This is a genomic window from Azospirillum sp. A23 (assembly GCF_042938965.1).
In the GTDB taxonomy this organism is placed as follows: domain Bacteria; phylum Pseudomonadota; class Alphaproteobacteria; order Azospirillales; family Azospirillaceae; genus Azospirillum; species Azospirillum melinis.
In genome coordinates this window covers 937561-956420 of record NZ_CP170667.1, presented here as the reverse complement: position 1 = coordinate 956420, position 18860 = coordinate 937561, and the positions used below count along the sequence as shown (strand labels likewise).

Below are 18860 nucleotides of genomic sequence, written 5' to 3'. Positions count from 1 at the left end.
TTGCTGACCGTCACGGCGATCCTGCTGGCGGCCGCGCTGTTCGCTTCGCCGGATCGCCTCCTGGCCGGCCAGCCCGTTGTCCCGTCCGTCGATCCCGCCTGTGCCGTGCCAGAGTCCGTCCTCGCTCCCGGCGGCGTGCTGCCGCGGGTGTCTGCACAGCTGGCCGCAGGCCTGCCCTTGTCGGTGCTGGTCGTCCATTCCGCGAAATCCCCGCCCAAGCCCGGCATCGACGGCTATCCCGCCCGGCTTGAAAGCGAATTGAAGCGCCGCCTGCCCGGCCGCGAGGTCAGCACCGCCGTGCTGAGCCTTCCCGGCGAAGCGGCCCCGGCGATGGTCGCCCCGCTGACCCAGGCGGTGGAGGACCGGCGGCCGGCGCTGGTGGTCTGGCAGACCGGCACGGTCGACGCCATGCGCAGCCTGGATTTGGAGAGCTTCGGCACGGCGCTGCAATCCGGGATCGCCGAGGTCCAGCGCCGCGGCGCCGACATCGTCATCATGGACATGCAATACAGCATGCACACCGCGCAGCTGATCGACTTCGCTCCCTACGTGTCCTACATGTCCTGGTTGTCCCAGAGTTCCGACGTTTTCCACTTCCCCCGCTACGACATCATGCGGCATTGGGTGGAGGACGGCCGGGTCGATTTCGCCGACGAATCGGACGAGGCGAAACGGCGTTCTTATGAATTCGTTCACCAATGCATCGGACAATTGCTGGCACAAAGCGTCGCGACGATGATCGACCCTCTGTCGATCGGCCGGCGCACCGGAGCGAGCAATTGAGGTCTGTCCTGCCGTCCGCCGTCCGCATCCTGTCGCTGATCGCCACTCTGACCATCGCCAACCTGGCCGTTTCCGTTCCGGCCCAGGCAGCAGAGTCTGCGGCGCCCGCCAACTGCCAGCTTCCGCGGAGCGAGTCCGCCCTGTCGATCCCGCTGACGCAACTGTCACAGCGCATCGCGACGGGCGTGCCGATCCGCATCGTCGCCATCGGCTCCTCCTCCACCGCCGGGGCGGGGGCGAGTGCGCCGGACAAGGCCTATCCGGCCCGGCTCGACCATTATCTGAGCGAGCGGTTCCGCAACGCGGACATCGCGGTCCTCAACCGCGGGATCAACGGCGAGACCGACGACCAGACCGAAAAGCGGATCGAGGCCGACGCGCTGGCCGCCAAGCCCGATCTGGTGATCTGGCAGGTCGGCGCCAACACGGTGCTGCGCGACGGCGACCAGTCCTTGAGCGAGCGGTCGGTTCGCCAAGGCGTGGCGCGGCTGCGCGCCGCCGGGGTCGACGTGGTGCTGATGGACCTGCAATACGCCCCGAAGATGCTGGAAAAGACCGGCCTCGCCCCGATGCTGACCCGCATCGCCGGGATCGCCGCCGACAACCGTATCGGGCTCTTCCACCGCTATGACGTGATGCGGTCGCTGGTGGAGACCCGTGGGATGACCATGGCCGACCTGATCGGGCCGGACGGCATCCATGGGAACGATGCCGGATACGACTGCGTCGCCCGCATGCTGGCGGTCGGCATCGAGGACGCGGTGAACGTCCACAACAGCAAGCTTCAGCGGTAACAGAAGCGGGGGGCGGACCTCCGCCCGGCAACGCCCCTGGCCCCTCAGCGCTGCATCATCGCGCTTTCCTTGCCGCAGAGGAAAAACACCTTCGAGTAGACCTTCAGCAGCGCATCGGTCAGCGCCTGCACCTCGGGGCTGCCCATGGCGCGCGGCTTGGCGGGGTCGACATGCAGGACGCAGCTGTCCTTCACGTCGTTGAAGGCGGCCAGCGCGTGGATGCGGTCGGGGCGGAACTCGTCGGGGAAGGTTTCATCCATCAGCCAGAAGCACTGGAAGTTCCTGCAGGATTGCGGCCGCTCCTCGTAGATCGAGCAGCCTTTGCCCTGGTCGCAGGAGACGCACCACTTGGCGGAGGGCTTCTTCAGCTCAGGCACGCCCATCAGCTTGCAGCACAGGGTGCATTCACCGCAGGTGCGGTCGGACATCACGGAAACTCCAAATAACAACGGCTCGCAACGGCTCTACGCCGATGCTGGCAGGGCGATGTGCTCGTCCTCGGCGGCCAGCAGCCGCTCCACCGCTTCTGGCAGGGCGGGACGGGCGAAGTGGTAGCCTTGGGCGTATTGGCACAGACCGCGCAGATACACCGCTTCGTCCGCCGTTTCCACCCCTTCCGCCACGCAATCCAGCCGCAAAATGGTGGCAAGCCCGGCGATGACCTGGACGATGGCGGCATTGCCCTCCCCCGTCGACACCGCGCGGACGAAGCTGCGGTCGATCTTCAGCACATCCACCGGCAGCTTGTGCAGATAGGCCAGCGACGAATAGCCGGTGCCGAAATCGTCGATCGACAGCCGCACGTCCATGTCGCGCAGGCTCTGCATCAGCATCCGGCATTCGTCCGGATCCTGGACCAGCAGGCTTTCGGTCAGTTCCAGCTTCAGGCTGGACGGCGGGATCGGCACCGCGTCCAGCAGGTCGCGCACGGCGCCGACGATGTCGTCGTCACGGAACTGGCGGGTGGAGACGTTGACGCTCATGAACAGCGGCACGGACCGGGGAAAACGCGTCTGCCACGCCGCCAGCTGCCGCACCGCCTGTCCCAGCGCCCAGCGGCCCATCGGCGCGATCAGCCCGGTCTCCTCGGCCAACGGGATGAACTCCAGCGGAGACACCAGACCGCGATCTGGGTGGTTCCACCGCATCAGCGCCTCGAAGCCGGCGATGGCACCGGTCTCCAGCAGGACGATGGGCTGGTAATGCAGGCAGAGCTGCCCCTGCTCCAGCGCGGCGCGCAGGTCGGCCTCCATGCGCATCGCGGCCATCGCCTGCCGGCGCAGATTGGCGTCGAACACGTCGATGCGCGCCCGCCCGCCGCTCTTGGCGCGGTACATGGCGAGGCTGGCGTCGCGCAGCATGTCCTCCGCCCGCTCGTAGCCGGTCTGGCTCAAGGCCACGCCGATGGAGGCGGTCAGCACCACGTCGTGCCCCTCGGCCAGCGTCACCGGGCGGGAGATGGCGCGGGCCATCCGCTCCGCCGCCTCCAGCGCGTCGCCGGCATCGTCCATCTCATCCACCAGCACGGCGAACTCGTCGGCGGACAGGCGGGCCAGCGTATCGCCGACCCGGCGGCTGACGTCCAGGCGCTCTGCGACGATGCGCAGCATGCGGTCGCCGGCGCTGGTGCCGAGCGCGTCGTTGATCGCCTTGAAGCGGTCGAGGTCGATGATGATGGTGGCGAAGGGACGGGAGCCGGCACGGCGGTTGCGGTCGAGCGCCTGCCCGATGCGGTCCAGCAGAAGCGTGCGGTTCGGCAGGCCGGTCATGCTGTCGTGGACGGCGTTGAACAGGATCTGCTGTTCGGCCTTCTTGCGCGCGGTGATGTCGGTCATCGAGCCGGCCATGCGGACCGCAAAGCCCTTGTCGTTGCGGACGGCCAGCCCGCGCACGAGCATCCACATCTCCTGTCCGCCCTTGCCGCGGATGCGGAACTCCTGCTGCAGGTGCGGACGCTCGCCGACCAGGTGCAGGCCGATCGCGGTGCGCAGCCCGTCGAGATCGCCCGGAAGGACCCGGTTGAACCATTCGTCGACGGAGCCGGCGATCTCCGCCTCCTCGAAGCCGAGCATCGCCTTCCAGCGCGGCGAGTAATAGACCTCGCCGCTGTCGATGTGCCAGTCCCACAGCCCGTCGGCGGCCCCGGCCGCGGCAAGGGCGTAGCGTTCCTCACTCTGGCGCAGGCGCTGCTCGGCGGTCTTGCGGTCGGTCACGTCGGCTTGGCTGCCGACGAGGCGGATCGGCTTGCCCGCGGCGTCCAGAACGGCGATGCCGCGGCAGGCCATCCAGCGGATCGCCCCGGCGGCGTTGCGCATGCGGTATTCGACCTGGAAGGCCGCCTCCGCCCCGGTTTCCGATTCGGGCTCCGCCCGGCCGAGGGAGGCCATCGCATCGGTCAGGATGGCGCGGTCGGCAGCAAGGATGCGGCCCAGCCACTCCTGCGGTTCGTCGGTCAGGTCCGCCGGCGACAGCCCGAGAAGCGAGGCCCAGCGCGGCGAGTAATAGACGCGGTCGGTGACCAGGTCCCAGTCGTAGAGCCCGTCGTTGCTGGCCGCGGCGGCGAGCGCATAGCGTTCCTCGCTGCGGCGCAGCTCCTGTTCGGCATGCTTGCGGTCGGTGATGTCGGCGACCGACCCGACCAGCCGGATCGGCTCACCCGAATCGTCCATCACCGCCATGCCGCGGCAGACCAGCCAGCGCCAGTGCGGCTTCGCCGCAACGGACGCATCGGCGCGGCGGACGCGGTGTTCGATCTGGAAGGGGACGGACAGCCCGACCATCTGCGCCTCGAACGAGGCATGCAGCCAGTCGACATCCTCCGGATGGACCAGCGAAAGCCAGTCGTTCGGCCGGTTGGATTCGCGGCTGGAATCGCCCGGCGGCAGCCCAAGGAAATCCTTGAAGCGGGGGGAAAGGTACAGCGTGTCGCTGCGCAGGTCCCAATCCCAGACGCCTTCGGTTCCGGCCTTTTCCGCCAGCAGATATCGGTCGATGTTGGTGTTCAAGACCCCTCGTCGGACCTGTCGGCGGTCAGCGATTGGTGGGGCCTCCCACCGTTGAGGGTCCGATGGTAGGGGTATTTTGGTGAAGAAACCATAAATGCTCCAAGCACGCCGTTATCGCGGTTGCCGAGGGTTCCTTCTGCGAAATTTTTTCCTATATTAGGATAGCTCGCCACCTCTTCCGAAACCGGCACCGATGGATTGGTCCGATCAGGGAATCGTTCTGTCCTCCCGTCCCCAGGGGGAAGGGTCCGCCGTCGCGACTGTGCTGACGCGCGAACACGGCCGCCATGCCGGGATGGTGATGGGCGGACGCTCGGTGCGCCAGCGCGGCACGCTGGAGCCGGGAACCCTGGTCCATGCCCGCTGGCGCGGCCGGCTGCCCGAGCATCTCGGCCATTTCACACTGGAGTCGGTGAAGGGCTATGCCGCCAACTTCTTCGACGACGCCCAGGCGCTGGCCGCGCTCATCAGCGCCTGCGCGCTGGTGGAGGCGGCGCTGCCGGAGCGGGAGGCGCACCCCGCCCTGTTCGACGGGCTGCTCGCCCTGTTCGGCCTGCTGGACGGGCCGGCCTGGGCGGAGACCTATGTGCGGTGGGAGATCGGTCTGCTGGCCGAGCTTGGATTCGGCCTCGACCTCGACCGCTGCGCGGTGTCGGGGGCCAACGACTACCTCGCCTATGTCAGTCCGCGCACCGGCCGCGCGGTGACCGCGTCGGTGGGTGAACCCTACCGCGACCGGTTGCTTCCCCTGCCCGATTTCCTGGCCGGGCGCGGCGGCGGCGGACCTGCCGCGGTGGCGGACGGGCTGCGGCTGACCGCGCATTTCCTGGAACGCCACGTGCTGAACGGGCCGCTGCCGCCCGCGCGTGAACGCTTGAGAGAACGTTACGCGAACGCGGTAGCGCGTTCCGCCTGAAACTGCTAGACCCCCTCATCATGAAGCCGCAAAACCCCGCCTCCGAAATCCTGGAAAAGCCGCTGGCCGACGCGCTCGGCGAGCGGTATCTCAGCTACGCGCTGTCCACCATCATGTCCCGCTCGCTGCCCGACGTGCGCGACGGGCTGAAGCCGGTGCACCGACGCCTGCTGTTCGCCATGAGCCAGCTCCGGCTGGAACCGACGACGCCGCCCAAGAAGTCGGCCCGCGTCGTCGGCGACGTGATCGGCAAGTTCCATCCGCACGGCGACACCTCCGTCTACGACGCGCTGGTGCGGCTGGCGCAGGACTTCTCCGTCCGCTACCCGCTGGTCGACGGCCAGGGCAATTTCGGCAATATCGACGGCGATAACGCCGCGGCGATGCGGTACACCGAAGCCCGCCTGACCGAGGTCGCCAAGGCCCTGCTGGAGGGCATCGACGAGGACGCGGTCGATTTCCGCCCGACCTATGACGGCGACGGCGACGAGCCGGCGGTTCTGCCCGCCAACTTCCCCAACCTGCTGGCCAACGGGTCGAGCGGCATCGCCGTCGGCATGGCCACGAACATCCCGCCGCACAATGTCGGCGAGATCTGCGACGCGCTTCGCCACCTGATCAAGCACCGCGACGCCAGCATCGAGACGCTGGTCGGCTTCATGCCCGGCCCGGATTTCCCCACCGGCGGTCTGCTGGTCGAGTCGCGGCAGAATGTGATCGAGGCCTACCGCACCGGCCGCGGCGCCTTCCGCCTGCGCGCCCGCTGGGAGGTGGAGAAGCTGGGTCAGGGCACCTGGCAGATCGTCGTCACCGAAATGCCCTATCAGGTGCAGAAGGCCCGGCTGGTCGAGAAGATCGCCGAGCTGCTGCTGGCCAAGAAGCTGATCCTGCTGGACGACGTGCGCGACGAATCGGCGGAGGACGTCCGTCTCGTCCTGGTGCCGAAGAACCGCAACGTGGATCCCGAGGTGCTGATGGCCTCGCTGTTCCAGGCCACGGACCTGGAAATCCGCTTCTCGATGAACATGAACGTGCTGGGCGCCGACCATGTGCCGCGGGTGATGAACCTGCGCGAGGTGCTCCAGGCCTTCCTCGACCACCGGCACGAGGTGCTGGTCCGCCGCTCCAACCACCGGCTGAAGCAGATCGATCATCGCCTCGAGGTTCTCGGCGGCTATCTCGCCGCCTACCTGAACCTGGACGAGGTGATCCGCATCATCCGCGAGGAGGACGAGCCGAAGCAGGAGCTGATCCGCGCCTTCACCCTGACCGACGTGCAGGCCGACGCCATCCTCAACATGCGGCTGCGCAATCTGCGCAAGCTGGAGGAGATGGAGATCCGGCGCGAGCACGAGGCGCTGACCACCGAGAAGAACGGCCTGCTGGAACTGCTGGGCGACGAGACCCTGCGCTGGAAGCGGATCGCCGAGGGTGTGGCCGAGATCAAGAAGAAGTTCGGCGCCGGCGCACTCGGCAAGCGGCGCACCGACGTGGCCGACGCGCCGACGGTGATCGAGGTGCCGCTGGACGCACTGGTGGAGCGCGAGCCGGTGACCGTGATCTGCTCGGCCAAGGGCTGGATCCGCACGGTGCGCGGCCATCTGACCGACGTCGAAGCGGAGGATGTGAAGTACAAGGACGGCGACGAGCGCGGCTTCATCGAGCGGTGCGAGACGACCGACAAGCTTCTGGTCTTCGCCAGCAACGGCAAGTTCTTCACCATCGGCGTCGACAAGCTGCCGCGCGGCCGCGGTTTCGGCGAGCCGGTGCGCTTGATGATCGACCTCGGCAACGACGTCGACATCGTCGACCTGTTCCGCCACCAGCCCGGCCGTACCCTGCTGGTGGTGTCGGAGGACGGCCGCGGCTTCCGGGTCGAGGAAGCGGAAGTGCTGGCCCAGACCCGCGCCGGCAAGCAGGTGCTGAATTTGGAAGACGGCAAGTCCGCCCGCATCTGCCAGCCGGTGAGCGGGGATACGCTCGCCATCATCGGCAACAACCGCAAGATGCTGGTCTTCCCGCTGGAGCAGGTGCCGGTGATGACCCGCGGCAAGGGCGTCCAGCTTCAGAAATACAAGGATGCCAGCGTCGCTGACGTGAAGACCTTCACGCTGGCCGAGGGACTGAGCTGGAAGAACGGTGAGCGCAACTTCAACGTCACCGACCTGACCGGCTGGATGGGCGACCGCGCCGGCCAGGGCAAGATGCCGCCGAACGGCTTCCCGAAGAACAACCGCTTCCTGTGAGAATTGTATTTGGCGACAAGCGCCCTCTCTCCCCGGGAGAGGGCGTAATTGTTTTTACTTCGGCGTCGTGACCGTCGCCGTCAGCGGCACGCGGCGTTCGACCAGGGCCGAGGTGACCTCCTTGGCCTTCACCGGATCCATGGCGGCCAGGATGGGCGCGGTCTTCTGTTCCTTCATCTTCTGGATGACGCCCAGCAGCACCGGCATGTCGAGTTCCTCGAAGATGCGGGCCGCTTCCTTCGGCTTCATCGTCTCGTAGATCTTCACCAGGCTTTCCAGCTGGGCCGACTGCTTCTCGTCACCCTGGGCCATCAGCTTCTGGATGTCGGAGCGGGTCTTCTCCATCTCCGCCACCTTCTGGTCGATCCGCTTCTCGGCAGCGGCCAGCAGGGCCTCGCGCTGCTCCATCTCCTTGGTGCGGCGCTCGATCTCGGCGCGGCGGTCGGCGAAATGCTGGAGCAGTTCCTGGTTGTCGATGGGACCGAGAGGCGCCAGGGGCGCATTGGCCGCCGGAGCGTTGGCCGGACCGCTGGAACCGCCGGGAGCCGGAGGAGCGTCCTTGCCGGCCGGCTTGGTGGTCGCGGCGGGAGTCTGCCCGGCCGCCATCTGCACGGGCGGCGTCGCCGGGGTGGAGCCCTGCGGCCCCTGGGCGAGGCTGACCGGGAAATCGGGCAGGCGGGCGTCATGGGTGGCGAGGCGCCACAGATCGCCGACCCGCACGCCCAGCATCAGCACCGCGACGAAGATGGTCAGCGGCAGCAGGCGGAAACGGGCGCCGCGCATCCGTGCCCTCAGCCGCTGGGTCAAGGGTACCCGCGGCGTCGCCGGCTTGCGCGCCTTGGCCTTCGCCTTGCCCTTCTTCGCCGGCACCTTTCCCGCCGCAGGGCGGACGGCCGGCAGTTGCGCCTGCTGGGCCTGCTGGGCGGCCAGAGTGGGAGAGGTGCGGACGCCGGTCGGGGCGGCGCCAGCCGGGCGGATCACGACCTTGGGTTCGCCGCCCGCCGCAGCGGGCCTGCCGTCACTGGTGCGCATGGTCATCCAAGCCCCTTGCCGGCATTCTCGATTGCCTGAAGCAGTTCGCGTTCGGCCCGCGACAGGCTTTCCCCGTCGCGGGTAATGGGGTCACGGGTGATGGGGTCGCGCGCCTCGGCCGGCGGTTCGGCGCGGGCGGCGGCACGGCGCGGCGCAACGTCCAGCCGGGCCGGTGGTGGCGCATGGTCGTGATGGTCGTGGTCGTCCTCGACCGGCAGGCTGCGCAGGGCCGGTCGTGGCGCCACCAGCGGCGCCTTCGCCGGGCTGCGCGCGGCCAGCGTCGGGGCAACCGCCACGGAACGGCCGCCGTCACGCCCGCTGTCGCGGCGACCGCCATCACGTCCGCCGTCACGCTCACCGACGCCGCCCAGCCGGTTGGCCAGCGCGTCGGCCGCTTCGATCATGAATTCCAGTTCGTCGCGCAGGGTCTGCGCCTTGTTGACGGTGCGCTGGAGATCCTCGCCGGTGTCGCTCGCCGCCTTCTTCAGCGTTCGCACGCCGGTCTCCGCCCGCCCCATCGCGTCGTTCAGGCCCTGGATCAGTTCGGCCATCTCGCCACGGCTCTCGCGCAGCGCGATGATCTGCCGGTTCAGGATGATCGCATAGGCGATGGTGGCGGCCAGCAGGCCGACCATCACGACGTCGATGATGATGGAGACCAGCGGACTCATAACCTCATGACCTCCTGCTTGGGCAGTTCCTTTTCCAGGCGGACGGCGATATGCCCGCCCTTGCGCCCCATCCGCCCCTGGAACATCGACACGTCGCCGCAGCGCAGTTCTATCGCGCCGTCGGGGGTGGCGTTCAGCAGGATGCGGGTGCCGACGCGCCAGTTCAGCACGTCGTGCAGGGTCATCGTCACCTCGTCCAGCACGGCCGACAGATCGACGTCCGTCACCATCAGTTCCGAGGCCAGGTGGGTTTCCCAGATCGAGTCACGGCCGAACTTCTCGCCCATGAACATCTGGAGCAGCAGCTCACGCACCGGCTCCAGCGTCGCATAGGGGATCATCAGTTCCAGCCGGCCGCCGCGATCCTCCATGTCGATGCGCAGCTTGACCAGCACCGCCGCGTTGGCGGGACGCGCGATGGTGGCGAAGCGCGGGTTGGTCTCCAGCCGGTCGAAGCGGAAGGTGACGGGCGACAGCGGATCGAAGGCGGCGGACAGGTCGGACAGCACCACATGGACCATGCGTTCCACGAGGTTGCGTTCGATGGTCGTGTAGGGACGGCCTTCGATGCGCATCGCCGCCGTGCCGCGCCGGCCGCCCAGCAGCACGTCGACGATGGAGTAGATCAGCGCGGAGTCGACGACCATCAGGCCGTAATTGTCCCACTCCTCCGCCTTGAACACCGACAGCATCGCCGGCAGCGGGATGGAGTTCAGGTAATCGCCGAAACGCACCGAGGAAATCTGGTCGAGGCTGACCTCGACGTTGTCGGAGGTGAAGTTGCGGAGGCTGGTGGACATCATGCGAACGAGGCGGTCGAAGACCACCTCCAGCATCGGCAGGCGTTCGTAGTTGACCAGCGCCGAGTTGACCAGCGCCATGATGCCGGAATTGTCGCCGTCGCCGGCGCCACCCTGGTCGAAGCCCAGCAGGCTGTCGATCTCGTCCTGGTTCAGGACGCGGGTCGACCCGCCGCCGCCCATGTCGCCGACATCGCCGCTGTCCTCGGCCAATGCGGCCCATTCGGCAGCAAGCCGTTCTTCTTCGCTCAGTTCACCGGTGTCGCTCATCGGCCCCCATCCCCACCTGACCGGGCCCTCACTGGACCAGCATTTCCTTGAACAGCACGTCCTTCACCTTCACCGGGAACGCGGCGGCGGTGATGCGCAGAAGCAGTTCCTGGCGCAGCCGGTACATGCCGGCCGACCCGCGCAGATCCTCCAGGCGCAGCTCGCGCAGGTAGACCTGGAAATTGTCGATGATGCGCGGCAGCACATGCTCCACCGCCCCGACATCCTCCGGCTTCGACAGCTGGATGGAGATCTTGATCTTCAGGAAGGCCGGACGCTTGTTGCCGGTGTTCAGGTTCACCAGCATGTCCGGCAGGTCGTAGAAGATCGGGGCGGCATGGGCGGCGTCGCCCTTGCCGGCCTCCGCCCCATGTTCGCCTTCCGCCGCCGCCGCGTGCTCCCCCTCCTCCGCCGGCTTCTCCTTGCCCAGCAGCCCGTCGAGCAGACCGGAGAAATAGACGCCCGCACCGGCGCCGATCAGCAGGACCAGGGGAAGAACGACGAACAGGACCAGCTTCTTGCCGCTGAATTTCTTCCGGGGCAGGCCGTCGGTCAGTTCACCGGCATCGGTTTCGGCAGCCATGACATCCTGGGATCGTTCGAGGTACGCAACGGCTCAGGCATGCGCCGCCTGACAAGGGTCAAAGCTACTTTTGGGATAGTTAATAACTCCTTTCGAGTGGGGAATGGACCGCCCCGGACGGGCAGGTTTCCCCCGCCTGTCACCATTTCGGCACGGTTCTTGATTGGGACTGACCGGCAATCCGTGTCCGCACTGCGTCCGCTCTCCACTCGGAACGCAGGCACGCCTGGATTCCGCCTCCAGCGGCCCGCCGTCCCCATTGGGATTGCAGGCCTGCCGGCCATCGCCCTGCCGCACCCCTCTTGCGGCGGGAACGGGAGAGTCTTGCCCGGTGACACCCGGCAAGGAACGCCCTCCCCCCGGCAGATTCTGCCCGGCATCCCCTGCCCCACCCGGCGGGAACGCCCGCCCCTTGCCCGCATCCTGCGGATTCCAAGGCTTCGGCGACGTTGGCACGCCGCCTGCAATACCCCTTTCGCCGGTCGGACGCTGTCGTTCGATCCGTTCGCAAGGTGAAGAGGCCGCAAGATGGAAAATTCGATCTACGTCGCCCTGTCGCGCCAGATGGCGCTGCAACGCCAGCTGGACGTGACGTCGAACAACATCGCGAACATGAACACGACCGGCTACAAGAACCAGCGGATGCTGTTCACCGAATATCTGGAAAAGCCCGGCCTGCACGAGAAGGTCAGCTTCGTCCAGGACCGCGCGGTGGTGCGCGACCTGTCCAACGGCCCGATGACGCAGACCGGCAACCCGCTGGATCTGGCACTGACCGGCCAGGGCTACTTCACCGTCGATACCGCCAGCGGCCCGCGCTACACCCGCGCCGGCAATTTCCGCCTGAACGACCAGCGCCAGCTGGTGGATGCCGGCGGCCTGCCGGTGCTGTCCAACAACGGCCAGCCCATCACCATTCCGGCCGGCACCAGTGACGTGAAGGTGAGCGGCGACGGCACCGTCGCCACCGAGCTGGGCCCGGTCGCCAAGCTGAACATCGTCACCTTCAAGACCGAGCAGCTGATGACCGAGGTCGGCAACGGCCTGTACGTCACCGACGAGCAGCCGCAGCCCGCCCCGGTCGAGACGAAAGTGGCACAGGGCTTGCTAGAGGGTTCCAACGTGAAGCCCGTGGTCGAGATGACGCAGATGATCGACATCCAGCGTCAGTACATGTCCGCTCAGAAGATGATGGACAACGAACACGAGCGCATCCGCACGATGCTTCAGCGTCTGGGCCGCACCGCCTGATCCAGACCGACGACGAGAGGAGAAGACCAGAATGCGCAGCCTCGCCATCGGCGCCACCGGCATGATCGCCCAGCAGTTCAACGTCGAGACGATCTCCAACAACATCGCCAACTCGACCACCACCGGCTACAAGAAGCAGCGGGCCGAGTTCCAGGACCTGCTGTACCAGAACTTCCGCCGCATCGGCTCGACCTCGTCGGATGCCGGCACCGTGGTGCCGACCGGCGTGCAGGTGGGTGCCGGCGTGCGGGTCGCCGCGGTGGCCCGCGTGCTGGAACAGGGCAACCTGAACATCACCGACAACAAGCTGGACGTGGCGATCAACGGATCGGGCTACTTCCAGGTGACGCTACCCAGCGGCGACACCGCCTACACTCGCGCCGGCAACTTCAAGCTGTCGCCGGAAGGCATGATCGTCACCGCCGACGGCTATCCGATCCAGCCGAACATCACCGTCCCGACCAACGCGGTGGACATCTCCATCAACTCGTCGGGCGAGGTGCTGATCAAGCTGGACGGCCAGACCGCCACCCAGAATGTCGGCCAGATCCAGCTCGCCACCTTCGCCAACGCCGCCGGCCTGGAAGCCACCGGCGACAACCTGTTCATGGAATCCGGCGCGTCCGGGCAGGCAGTGACCGGCAACCCCGGCGCCCCCGGCTTCGGCCGCGTCACCCAGGGTGCGCTGGAGACCTCCAACGTCAACGTGGTGCAGGAGATCACCACCCTGATCACCGCGCAGCGCGCCTACGAGATGAACTCCAAGGTCATCAAGACCACCGACGAGATGATGCAGCAGGCCAGCCAGATGAAGTAACGCCGCCGACCTCGCCGTCGCCTCGCTTCAGCCTTCAAACCGGGAACCACCGCCATGATCCGCCACCTCGCCGACCGCCGCCTGCCCGCCCTGCTTCTCGGTGCCGCCCTGCTGACCGTTCCGGTCATGGGGTTCGGCATCGGGCAGGCCGCTGCGGCCTCGGCCATGGCTCCGGCCCCGGCCGGCTCGGGTCTGGCGCCCGACGTGGTGTACGGGATGCCGCATGTGGAGGCGGTTCTGTCGGATGCGCTGTCGCGGGTCATCACCGCCGGACGGCTGCAGATGGAGCTGGACAGCCGCGCGGTGGAGCTGCGCGCCCCCCAGGGCGCCGGCGGGCTGGCGGTCGAGAACCTCTATTACAGCCCGGTCCAGGGCCGCTTCGCCGCCGAGATCGTGGTGACCGGCAGTCAGGTCCGCCTGCCGGTGTCGGGCCGCGCCTTCGGCGTGGTGCAGATCCCGGTGCTGTCGCGCCGGATCATTCCCGGCGACGTCATCGGCCCGGGCGACATCGACTGGCAGGACGTGCGCGCCGACCAGACCACCAGCGACACCGCCGCCACCGACGCGCAGCTGATCGGCATGACGCCGAAGCGCGGCGTGTCGACCAACCAGCCCGTCCGCCTGCGCGACCTGCAATCGCCGCGCATGGTCGACAAGGGCTCGATGGTCACCATCACGCTGACCACCCAGTCGATGACGCTGACGACCCAGGGCAAGGCCCTGCAGGACGGCGGCAAGGGCGAGGTCATCCGCGTCGTGAACACCCAATCCAACCGCATCGTCGAAGCGACGGTTGCGGGGCCCAACGTCGTCGCCGTGGCAAAGCCCGGCATCATCGCGCAGTAAGGAGAAAGCTCCAATGTCCGCCACCATGACCGCCCGCCTGATCCGCTTCGCGATGATCGCCACCGCTGCCACCTCATTGACCGCCTGCGGCGCCGCCTCGCGCATCGCCGACATCGGCAAGGCCCCCGAGATGAGCGGCATCCAGGACCCGCAGGCCAAGACCGGCTACCAGCCGGTCAGCCTGCCGATGCCGACCCCGCTGCCGACGGAGCGCAACCCGAACTCGCTGTGGCGGACCGGTGCCAAGGCCTTCTTCAAGGACCAGCGTGCGGCCAAGGTCGGCGACATCCTGACCATCAACATCTCCATCGCCGATCAGGCCAAGCTGTCGAACGAGAGCAAGCGGTCGCGTGCCAACACCGAAAAGGCCGGCATGCCGAACCTGTTCGGCCTGGAAGGCGCCACGCTGAACCGCGTCCTGCCGGCCGGCGCCTCGGCCGCCAGCCTGGTGGATCTGTCGAGCGACACCTCGAACGACGGCAAGGGCTCGGTCGACCGCAACGAGAAGATCGAACTGAAGGTGGCGGCGCTGGTGACCCAGACCCTGCCCAACGGCAATCTGGTCATCCAGGGTCATCAGGAAGTCCGCGTGAACTACGAGCTGCGCGATCTGCAAATCCACGGCGTGATCCGTCCGGAGGACATCACCGCGCAGAACACCATCAGCTACGAGAAGATCGCCGAAGCCCGCATCTCCTACGGCGGCCGCGGCCAGATCACCGACGTCCAGCAGCCGCGCTACGGCCAGCAGCTGTACGACATCATCATGCCGTTCTGAGGATTGCCGGGGTAACGGCGGCGGAACCGGCGGCCATGGCGGGAAACATCCCTCCGTGGCCCTGCGGTGCGTTGGGAACCGCCGCGATCTCTGGAACTCATCGCCAGCGGATGGGAAATTGCTGCCGGCCGGAGGGTTGTGCCGGGCCGATGTTGCCGACTGGCCCTCTCTCGGCGAAACCGACGCGCTCCGCCGCTTCAGCCTTCCAGCGAATGCCGCGATGCCGCGGTGAATCCATCCATCATGCCGACGGCCATGTTGCCGCAGATCCGCCCCAAAGCCGGACCGATGAGTTCGGTGGCACGGCGGTAAGCCTCGCGTTGGGCGACGCAGTCGATCAGGTCCGCCGCGTTGGTGACGCTCTGGGACAGGGTGAGGTCGCTCGTCATGGTTCGTCTCCCTCATCCCGGCCATGATCGGCCGGTCGAGGATGACCATAAGCTCCACTCACACCGCCCGCTGTTGCGTGCATCACGTTTCCGGCGCGACGCCATGAAACGGCCCGGCCCCTCATCGGGAGCCGGGCCGTTTCATGGCCGTTCGTCCGCTTACTGGTAGCCGCCTTCGCGGGCGCGGTCCTTGGCGGCTTCCTCCTGCGCCTTCACGGTCTCGCTGCTGATCTTGCCGCCCGCCTTATTGCCGGGATCGGCGGGCTTCTGCGGTCGGTCGTCGCGGACGGCGTCGGCCGGTTGCTGGTTCGGCTGGTTGGCCATGATGCTGCTCCTCGATGGGTTTCGTCTGGCGATGACGAGGAAAACAGCAGAGGCGGAAGATCGTCGCGGAAATGGTCCGGCCGCCTCAGCCAGCCGGAGACTCGGGCTCGCCACCGGCATCGGCGCGCTCCAGGGCGGCATTGATCTGGTCCAGCGTGCGGCCGCAACCGGTACAGACATCGCCGTCGATGGCGCACATGCCCAGGCAGTCGGGATCGTCGCTCATGGAACTGGCTTCCTTCGGGATTGGCGCTCAGGGGCCATCCCTAACCGAAAGGCCGCTGTGCCTCAAGCGGTCCGGTTCGAAGGCGGGGGCTCCCCAACCAGGGGCTTCCCCTCCCTCGCATGCCTGCCGAGACAATGTAAGGTATCGGCGGCGGTGTAGATTGCCGATAAAACGATTAGGCCTTAAACCATCAACCCGTTTTCTCCCACGCGAAGGTGTGCATGCCCACGGCATTGCTGGTGTCCTGCGCGATGTATCGTTACGGTACCGCAAGGATGCCTGCCGCATTGAAGGCGGCAGGATTTCGGGTGTTCGTCATCTGTCCGAAGGACTCCCTGCTCGAGTTCTGCGACCAGATCGACGGCCGGCATTGTTTCTCTCCCGAATTGGCCGCCGATGACCTGACCGTGATCGCCGCACGGGCGGCGGCACAGTTCCGGGCCGACATCGTCATCGGCTGCGAGGAATCCGCCGTCCGCGTTCTCGGCCTGGCGGGACGGTTGCAGGAACGGGTAAAGGCGGACAGCGCCGACGCCCGAAATCTGCGGTTCGTCCAGGCTTGGTGCAGCGACGATCCCTGGGAAGAGAAGCGGTCTCGCTGTGTGGACATGGCCGCGGCGGCGGGCGTCCGGACGCCGCGTCAGGTCGCCGTCGATCCGCACCGTACCGCTGCGGCCGATCTGGCCGCGCTTGGCGAACCGCTTCTGCTGAAATACGACGGCAGTTCGGCCGGCCGCGGGGTACTTTTCGCATCCTCCGCCGGACAGGCACTGGCCATGGCGGCAAGCCGGTCCGCGGAATACCCGGACCAGCAGGCGGTCGCGCAGGAATTCGTGCGCGGGCGCGCAGCGTCGGTATCGTTCTGCGCGCTGGGCGGGAAAATGCTGGAAGGCTTCGCCTACACGGTCCTGCGTCATGAGCCGGCCCCCTTCGGCCCGGCATCCGTGATCGAACTGACCCCCCATCCCGGGCTGATCGACATGGCCCACCGGATGGTGGAAGTGACGGGCTACTCCGGATTCGGCGGCATCGACGCCATTCTGCCGGACGATGGCAGCCCGCCGGTTTTCCTGGAGTTCAATGCCCGGCCGACCCAGACAACCCATCTCGGCAACCTGGCTGGCAGCGACCTGTGCCGGGCGATGGCCTGCGCCCTGACCGGCGACCCCTATGACGCGGTCCTTGGCCGAACCTCAGGAAGGCAGGTCGCGCTGTTCCCGAGCGAATGGGCCCGCGACCCCAACAGTCCCTACCTGACCTCGGCCCACCACGATGTGCCATGGACCGAACGCCGGCTGACCGCCGCGATCCTGACCGTTACCCCACAGCTCCATGGCACCCGGGCCGTCACTCCGGCGGCTGTTCAAGCGACAGCTCACCCGTAACTTCGTGCGTCAGCCCGATACCGTCGACCGTCAGCACCATGCGGGCCGACAGGGACTTCACTCCGTCCAGCCGTCCTTCGGCCAGCGCGCGGCCGACCGCAAGCTCGATCTCCCGCTGCGAGGTGACGCCGACCTGCTTCAGAAATTTACGCAGGTCGAGGTTCAGGGTCTCGTTGTCCATGGCTGCCCTCCCGGCTTGGAACCGTCGTTTCGGATGACGTTCCGAACCCTGTGAGGACGGCTTGGTTCCATCGCCGGCCCTGAAGCCAACGGATGCAGGCGACGGCAACAGCCTTGAAACGACGAAAGCGCCGGTCGGGACCGGCGCTTTCCATCCGTTCGGTGCCATCTGTCCCGTGCAATGCCGACGCGGCGCGCCGCCCTGCCCCTGGTGAGCGGCACTGTGCGGGCCTGCGGGACCGGAAGGCGCGGCGTCAGTCGTCGCGCTGGGTCCGTTCCATCCGCTCGTGACGCTCCTGGGCTTCGAGGCTCAGCGTCGCGATCGGTCGGGCATCGAGCCGGCGAACGGAGATGGGATCGCCCGTCTCCTCGCAATAGCCGTAGCTGCCGTCGACCAGACGCTCCAGCGCGGCGTCGATCTTGGAGATCAGTTTGCGTTCACGATCACGCGTCCGCAGCTCCAGCGCACGGTCGGTCTCGGCCGATGCGCGGTCGGCGATATCCGGTTCTTGGATACCGCCTTCCTGGAGGCTGTTCAACGTGCCGGTGGATTCCGCCAGCAGTTCCGCGCGCCAGCGCAGCAGCTTCTGGCGGAAATACTCCCGCATGATCGGGTTCATGAACTCCTCGTCTTCCGACGGGGAATAGTTCTGGGGCAGAAGCGGCGACGTCATCCGAAAGCATCCAGCGAAAAAGGGGTGATCCGGGCGGCGCGGAGTATAGGCACGCCACGGCACGACCGCAACCCATTGGTTCGCCCCCGCAACGACCAAACAAGCCCTTGGAATAAAAAAGATTTGTCAGCGTTGCAGATTCGCCGCCACCGTCTGGCGGCCATGCATGGGCGAATCCGGCCGTCGCATGGGGCTCTCATCGGCGGCACCCTGCCCCACCGGCACGGGGCGCCCGCCTCAACGCTTGAAGCGACCGTAAAAGCGACCGGTCGGTTCAGGAGGTCAGCTTCGCCAGTTCGACCTGGGCGCGCAGATCGATCTCGTCGAGGATTTCGGCCAGCCCCGGATCGTCGACCTGGGCACGGCGCGTCTGCACCACCTTCGCCAGATCGGTCAGCTTCTGCACCGACAGCGTACCGGACAGCAGCCCGTGCTGGATTTCCTCCAGACGGTCAAGCATCTCCTCCGCCCGCATCTTGCCGCGGGACGCACGCGCGGTGGCGTCGTCGGTGACGTCAACCTCCTGCAAGGCCAGCACGCCCGAAACACCGGCGCTGGCGGCGGTGCCGCTGACGCCGTGGGCGGAGCCGGCCTCTCCCACCAATTGCTTGGAGAAGGCCGCGCCGGACGAGCCTTCGGCCTTGCCGGTGCGGCGGACAGACCCACCGCCGCGTATGTTTCCGGAGCCTTCGACTTTCATGATCCGTGCAACCGTTTGCAGTAAAGGATTCGTAAACGCGCACACAATAGATGGATCAACCTTAACATCCGGTCAAGGCTTGCCGCAATCGGGCAAAAATTGCCGGCCGGCTGTGACCGAAAGGCGCCATATTCCGGACGTTTTTCAGGACAGGCACCGAAAGCCGCCGTTTACGGTCTCTGGCACGGCG

The 18860-nt window shown here is 67.1% G+C and carries 21 protein-coding genes; 9 read left to right on the top strand and 12 right to left on the bottom strand.

All coding sequences use genetic code 11. The features are described from left to right. On the top strand, positions 1 to 783 hold the full coding sequence (locus ABNQ40_RS21925) for a hypothetical protein (protein WP_109047809.1): 783 nt from the start codon (positions 1 to 3) through the stop codon (positions 781 to 783). Next, a complete protein-coding gene (locus tag ABNQ40_RS21920; RefSeq protein WP_247879543.1) occupies positions 780 to 1577 on the top strand; it encodes an SGNH/GDSL hydrolase family protein in 798 nt (265 codons plus the stop codon). The genes ABNQ40_RS21925 and ABNQ40_RS21920 overlap by 4 nt, the downstream gene beginning before the upstream one ends. 44 nt (positions 1578 to 1621) lie before the next feature. Here the strand turns inward: ABNQ40_RS21920 and ABNQ40_RS21915 are convergent, their stop codons facing one another. Then, entirely contained in the window at positions 1622 to 2005 is a 384-nt protein-coding gene (locus ABNQ40_RS21915; protein ID WP_109047808.1) for a hypothetical protein, read from the bottom strand. A 36-nt stretch (positions 2006 to 2041) separates the two neighbouring features. Further along, entirely contained in the window at positions 2042 to 4582 is a 2541-nt protein-coding gene (locus ABNQ40_RS21910; RefSeq protein WP_109047807.1) for a GGDEF and EAL domain-containing protein, read from the bottom strand. Between the two features lie 193 nt (positions 4583 to 4775). Between ABNQ40_RS21910 and recO the strand changes: the two genes are divergently transcribed. Together recO and parC are read left to right on the top strand one after the other, a co-directional pair. Further along, a complete protein-coding gene (gene recO / locus ABNQ40_RS21905) occupies positions 4776 to 5498 on the top strand; it encodes a DNA repair protein RecO (RefSeq protein ID WP_098739584.1) in 723 nt (240 codons plus the stop codon). Between the two features lie 20 nt (positions 5499 to 5518). After that, positions 5519 to 7744 carry a DNA topoisomerase IV subunit A gene (gene parC, locus ABNQ40_RS21900; protein WP_109047806.1) on the top strand — a complete coding sequence of 742 codons (2226 nt, stop codon included), beginning with the start codon at positions 5519 to 5521 and terminating at the stop codon, positions 7742 to 7744. A gap of 54 nt (positions 7745 to 7798) precedes the next feature. Here parC and ABNQ40_RS21895 read toward each other — a convergent pair whose 3' ends face one another. The 4 genes from ABNQ40_RS21895 to ABNQ40_RS21880 are packed head-to-tail and all read right to left on the bottom strand — an operon-like array spanning position 7799 to position 11100. Further along, on the bottom strand, positions 7799 to 8782 hold the full coding sequence (locus ABNQ40_RS21895; RefSeq protein WP_109047805.1) for a MotE family protein: 984 nt from the start codon (positions 8780 to 8782) through the stop codon (positions 7799 to 7801). After that, positions 8779 to 9447: a DUF6468 domain-containing protein gene (locus tag ABNQ40_RS21890; RefSeq protein ID WP_109047804.1), complete on the bottom strand. Its 669-nt coding sequence runs from the start codon at positions 9445 to 9447 to the stop codon at positions 8779 to 8781. Before ABNQ40_RS21890 ends, ABNQ40_RS21895 begins: the two co-directional genes overlap by 4 nt. Beyond that, positions 9444 to 10517 (bottom strand): flagellar motor switch protein FliM, encoded by a 1074-nt coding sequence (gene fliM / locus ABNQ40_RS21885; protein WP_085089732.1) that lies wholly within the window; start codon positions 10515 to 10517, stop codon positions 9444 to 9446. The genes ABNQ40_RS21890 and fliM overlap by 4 nt, the downstream gene beginning before the upstream one ends. A gap of 28 nt (positions 10518 to 10545) precedes the next feature. Continuing rightward, complete coding sequence (locus ABNQ40_RS21880; protein ID WP_109047803.1) at positions 10546 to 11100, bottom strand: flagellar basal body-associated FliL family protein; 555 nt, start codon at positions 11098 to 11100, stop codon at positions 10546 to 10548. Positions 11101 to 11628: 528 nt separating this feature from the next. Between ABNQ40_RS21880 and flgF the strand changes: the two genes are divergently transcribed. The 4 genes from flgF to flgH are packed head-to-tail and all read left to right on the top strand — an operon-like array spanning position 11629 to position 14792. After that, on the top strand, positions 11629 to 12351 hold the full coding sequence (gene flgF, locus ABNQ40_RS21875) for a flagellar basal-body rod protein FlgF (protein ID WP_098739578.1): 723 nt from the start codon (positions 11629 to 11631) through the stop codon (positions 12349 to 12351). A gap of 31 nt (positions 12352 to 12382) precedes the next feature. Next, a complete protein-coding gene (gene flgG / locus ABNQ40_RS21870) occupies positions 12383 to 13168 on the top strand; it encodes a flagellar basal-body rod protein FlgG (protein ID WP_109047802.1) in 786 nt (261 codons plus the stop codon). A 54-nt stretch (positions 13169 to 13222) separates the two neighbouring features. After that, positions 13223 to 14014, top strand: coding sequence for a flagellar basal body P-ring formation chaperone FlgA (gene flgA, locus ABNQ40_RS21865; RefSeq protein ID WP_109047801.1), 792 nt, complete (start codon positions 13223 to 13225; stop codon positions 14012 to 14014). Positions 14015 to 14027: 13 nt separating this feature from the next. Next, positions 14028 to 14792 carry a flagellar basal body L-ring protein FlgH gene (gene flgH, locus ABNQ40_RS21860; RefSeq protein WP_199235230.1) on the top strand — a complete coding sequence of 255 codons (765 nt, stop codon included), beginning with the start codon at positions 14028 to 14030 and terminating at the stop codon, positions 14790 to 14792. Between the two features lie 197 nt (positions 14793 to 14989). Here flgH and ABNQ40_RS21855 read toward each other — a convergent pair whose 3' ends face one another. The 3 genes from ABNQ40_RS21855 to ABNQ40_RS21845 all read right to left on the bottom strand — a co-directional run bounded on the left by ABNQ40_RS21855 (position 14990) and on the right by ABNQ40_RS21845 (position 15731). After that, positions 14990 to 15181: a hypothetical protein gene (locus ABNQ40_RS21855; protein ID WP_109047800.1), complete on the bottom strand. Its 192-nt coding sequence runs from the start codon at positions 15179 to 15181 to the stop codon at positions 14990 to 14992. 159 nt (positions 15182 to 15340) lie between these two features. After that, positions 15341 to 15505, bottom strand: coding sequence for a hypothetical protein (locus ABNQ40_RS21850; RefSeq protein WP_158285527.1), 165 nt, complete (start codon positions 15503 to 15505; stop codon positions 15341 to 15343). Between the two features lie 85 nt (positions 15506 to 15590). After that, positions 15591 to 15731: a DUF1289 domain-containing protein gene (locus tag ABNQ40_RS21845; RefSeq protein ID WP_109047799.1), complete on the bottom strand. Its 141-nt coding sequence runs from the start codon at positions 15729 to 15731 to the stop codon at positions 15591 to 15593. Positions 15732 to 15952: 221 nt separating this feature from the next. On the opposite strand from ABNQ40_RS21845, the gene ABNQ40_RS21840 reads away from it, so the two are divergent. Further along, a complete protein-coding gene (locus ABNQ40_RS21840; RefSeq protein WP_109047798.1) occupies positions 15953 to 17116 on the top strand; it encodes an ATP-grasp domain-containing protein in 1164 nt (387 codons plus the stop codon). Here ABNQ40_RS21840 and ABNQ40_RS21835 read toward each other — a convergent pair. The 3 genes from ABNQ40_RS21835 to ABNQ40_RS21825 all read right to left on the bottom strand — a co-directional run bounded on the left by ABNQ40_RS21835 (position 17079) and on the right by ABNQ40_RS21825 (position 18670). After that, entirely contained in the window at positions 17079 to 17297 is a 219-nt protein-coding gene (locus ABNQ40_RS21835) for a DUF6494 family protein (RefSeq protein ID WP_109047797.1), read from the bottom strand. The two genes, ABNQ40_RS21840 and ABNQ40_RS21835, sit on opposite strands and share 38 nt — an antisense overlap. A gap of 253 nt (positions 17298 to 17550) precedes the next feature. Then, a complete protein-coding gene (gene dksA / locus ABNQ40_RS21830; RefSeq protein WP_012974451.1) occupies positions 17551 to 17970 on the bottom strand; it encodes an RNA polymerase-binding protein DksA in 420 nt (139 codons plus the stop codon). A gap of 274 nt (positions 17971 to 18244) precedes the next feature. Next, positions 18245 to 18670: a flagellar assembly protein FliX gene (locus ABNQ40_RS21825; RefSeq protein WP_109047796.1), complete on the bottom strand. Its 426-nt coding sequence runs from the start codon at positions 18668 to 18670 to the stop codon at positions 18245 to 18247. Positions 18671 to 18860 lie beyond the last annotated feature (190 nt).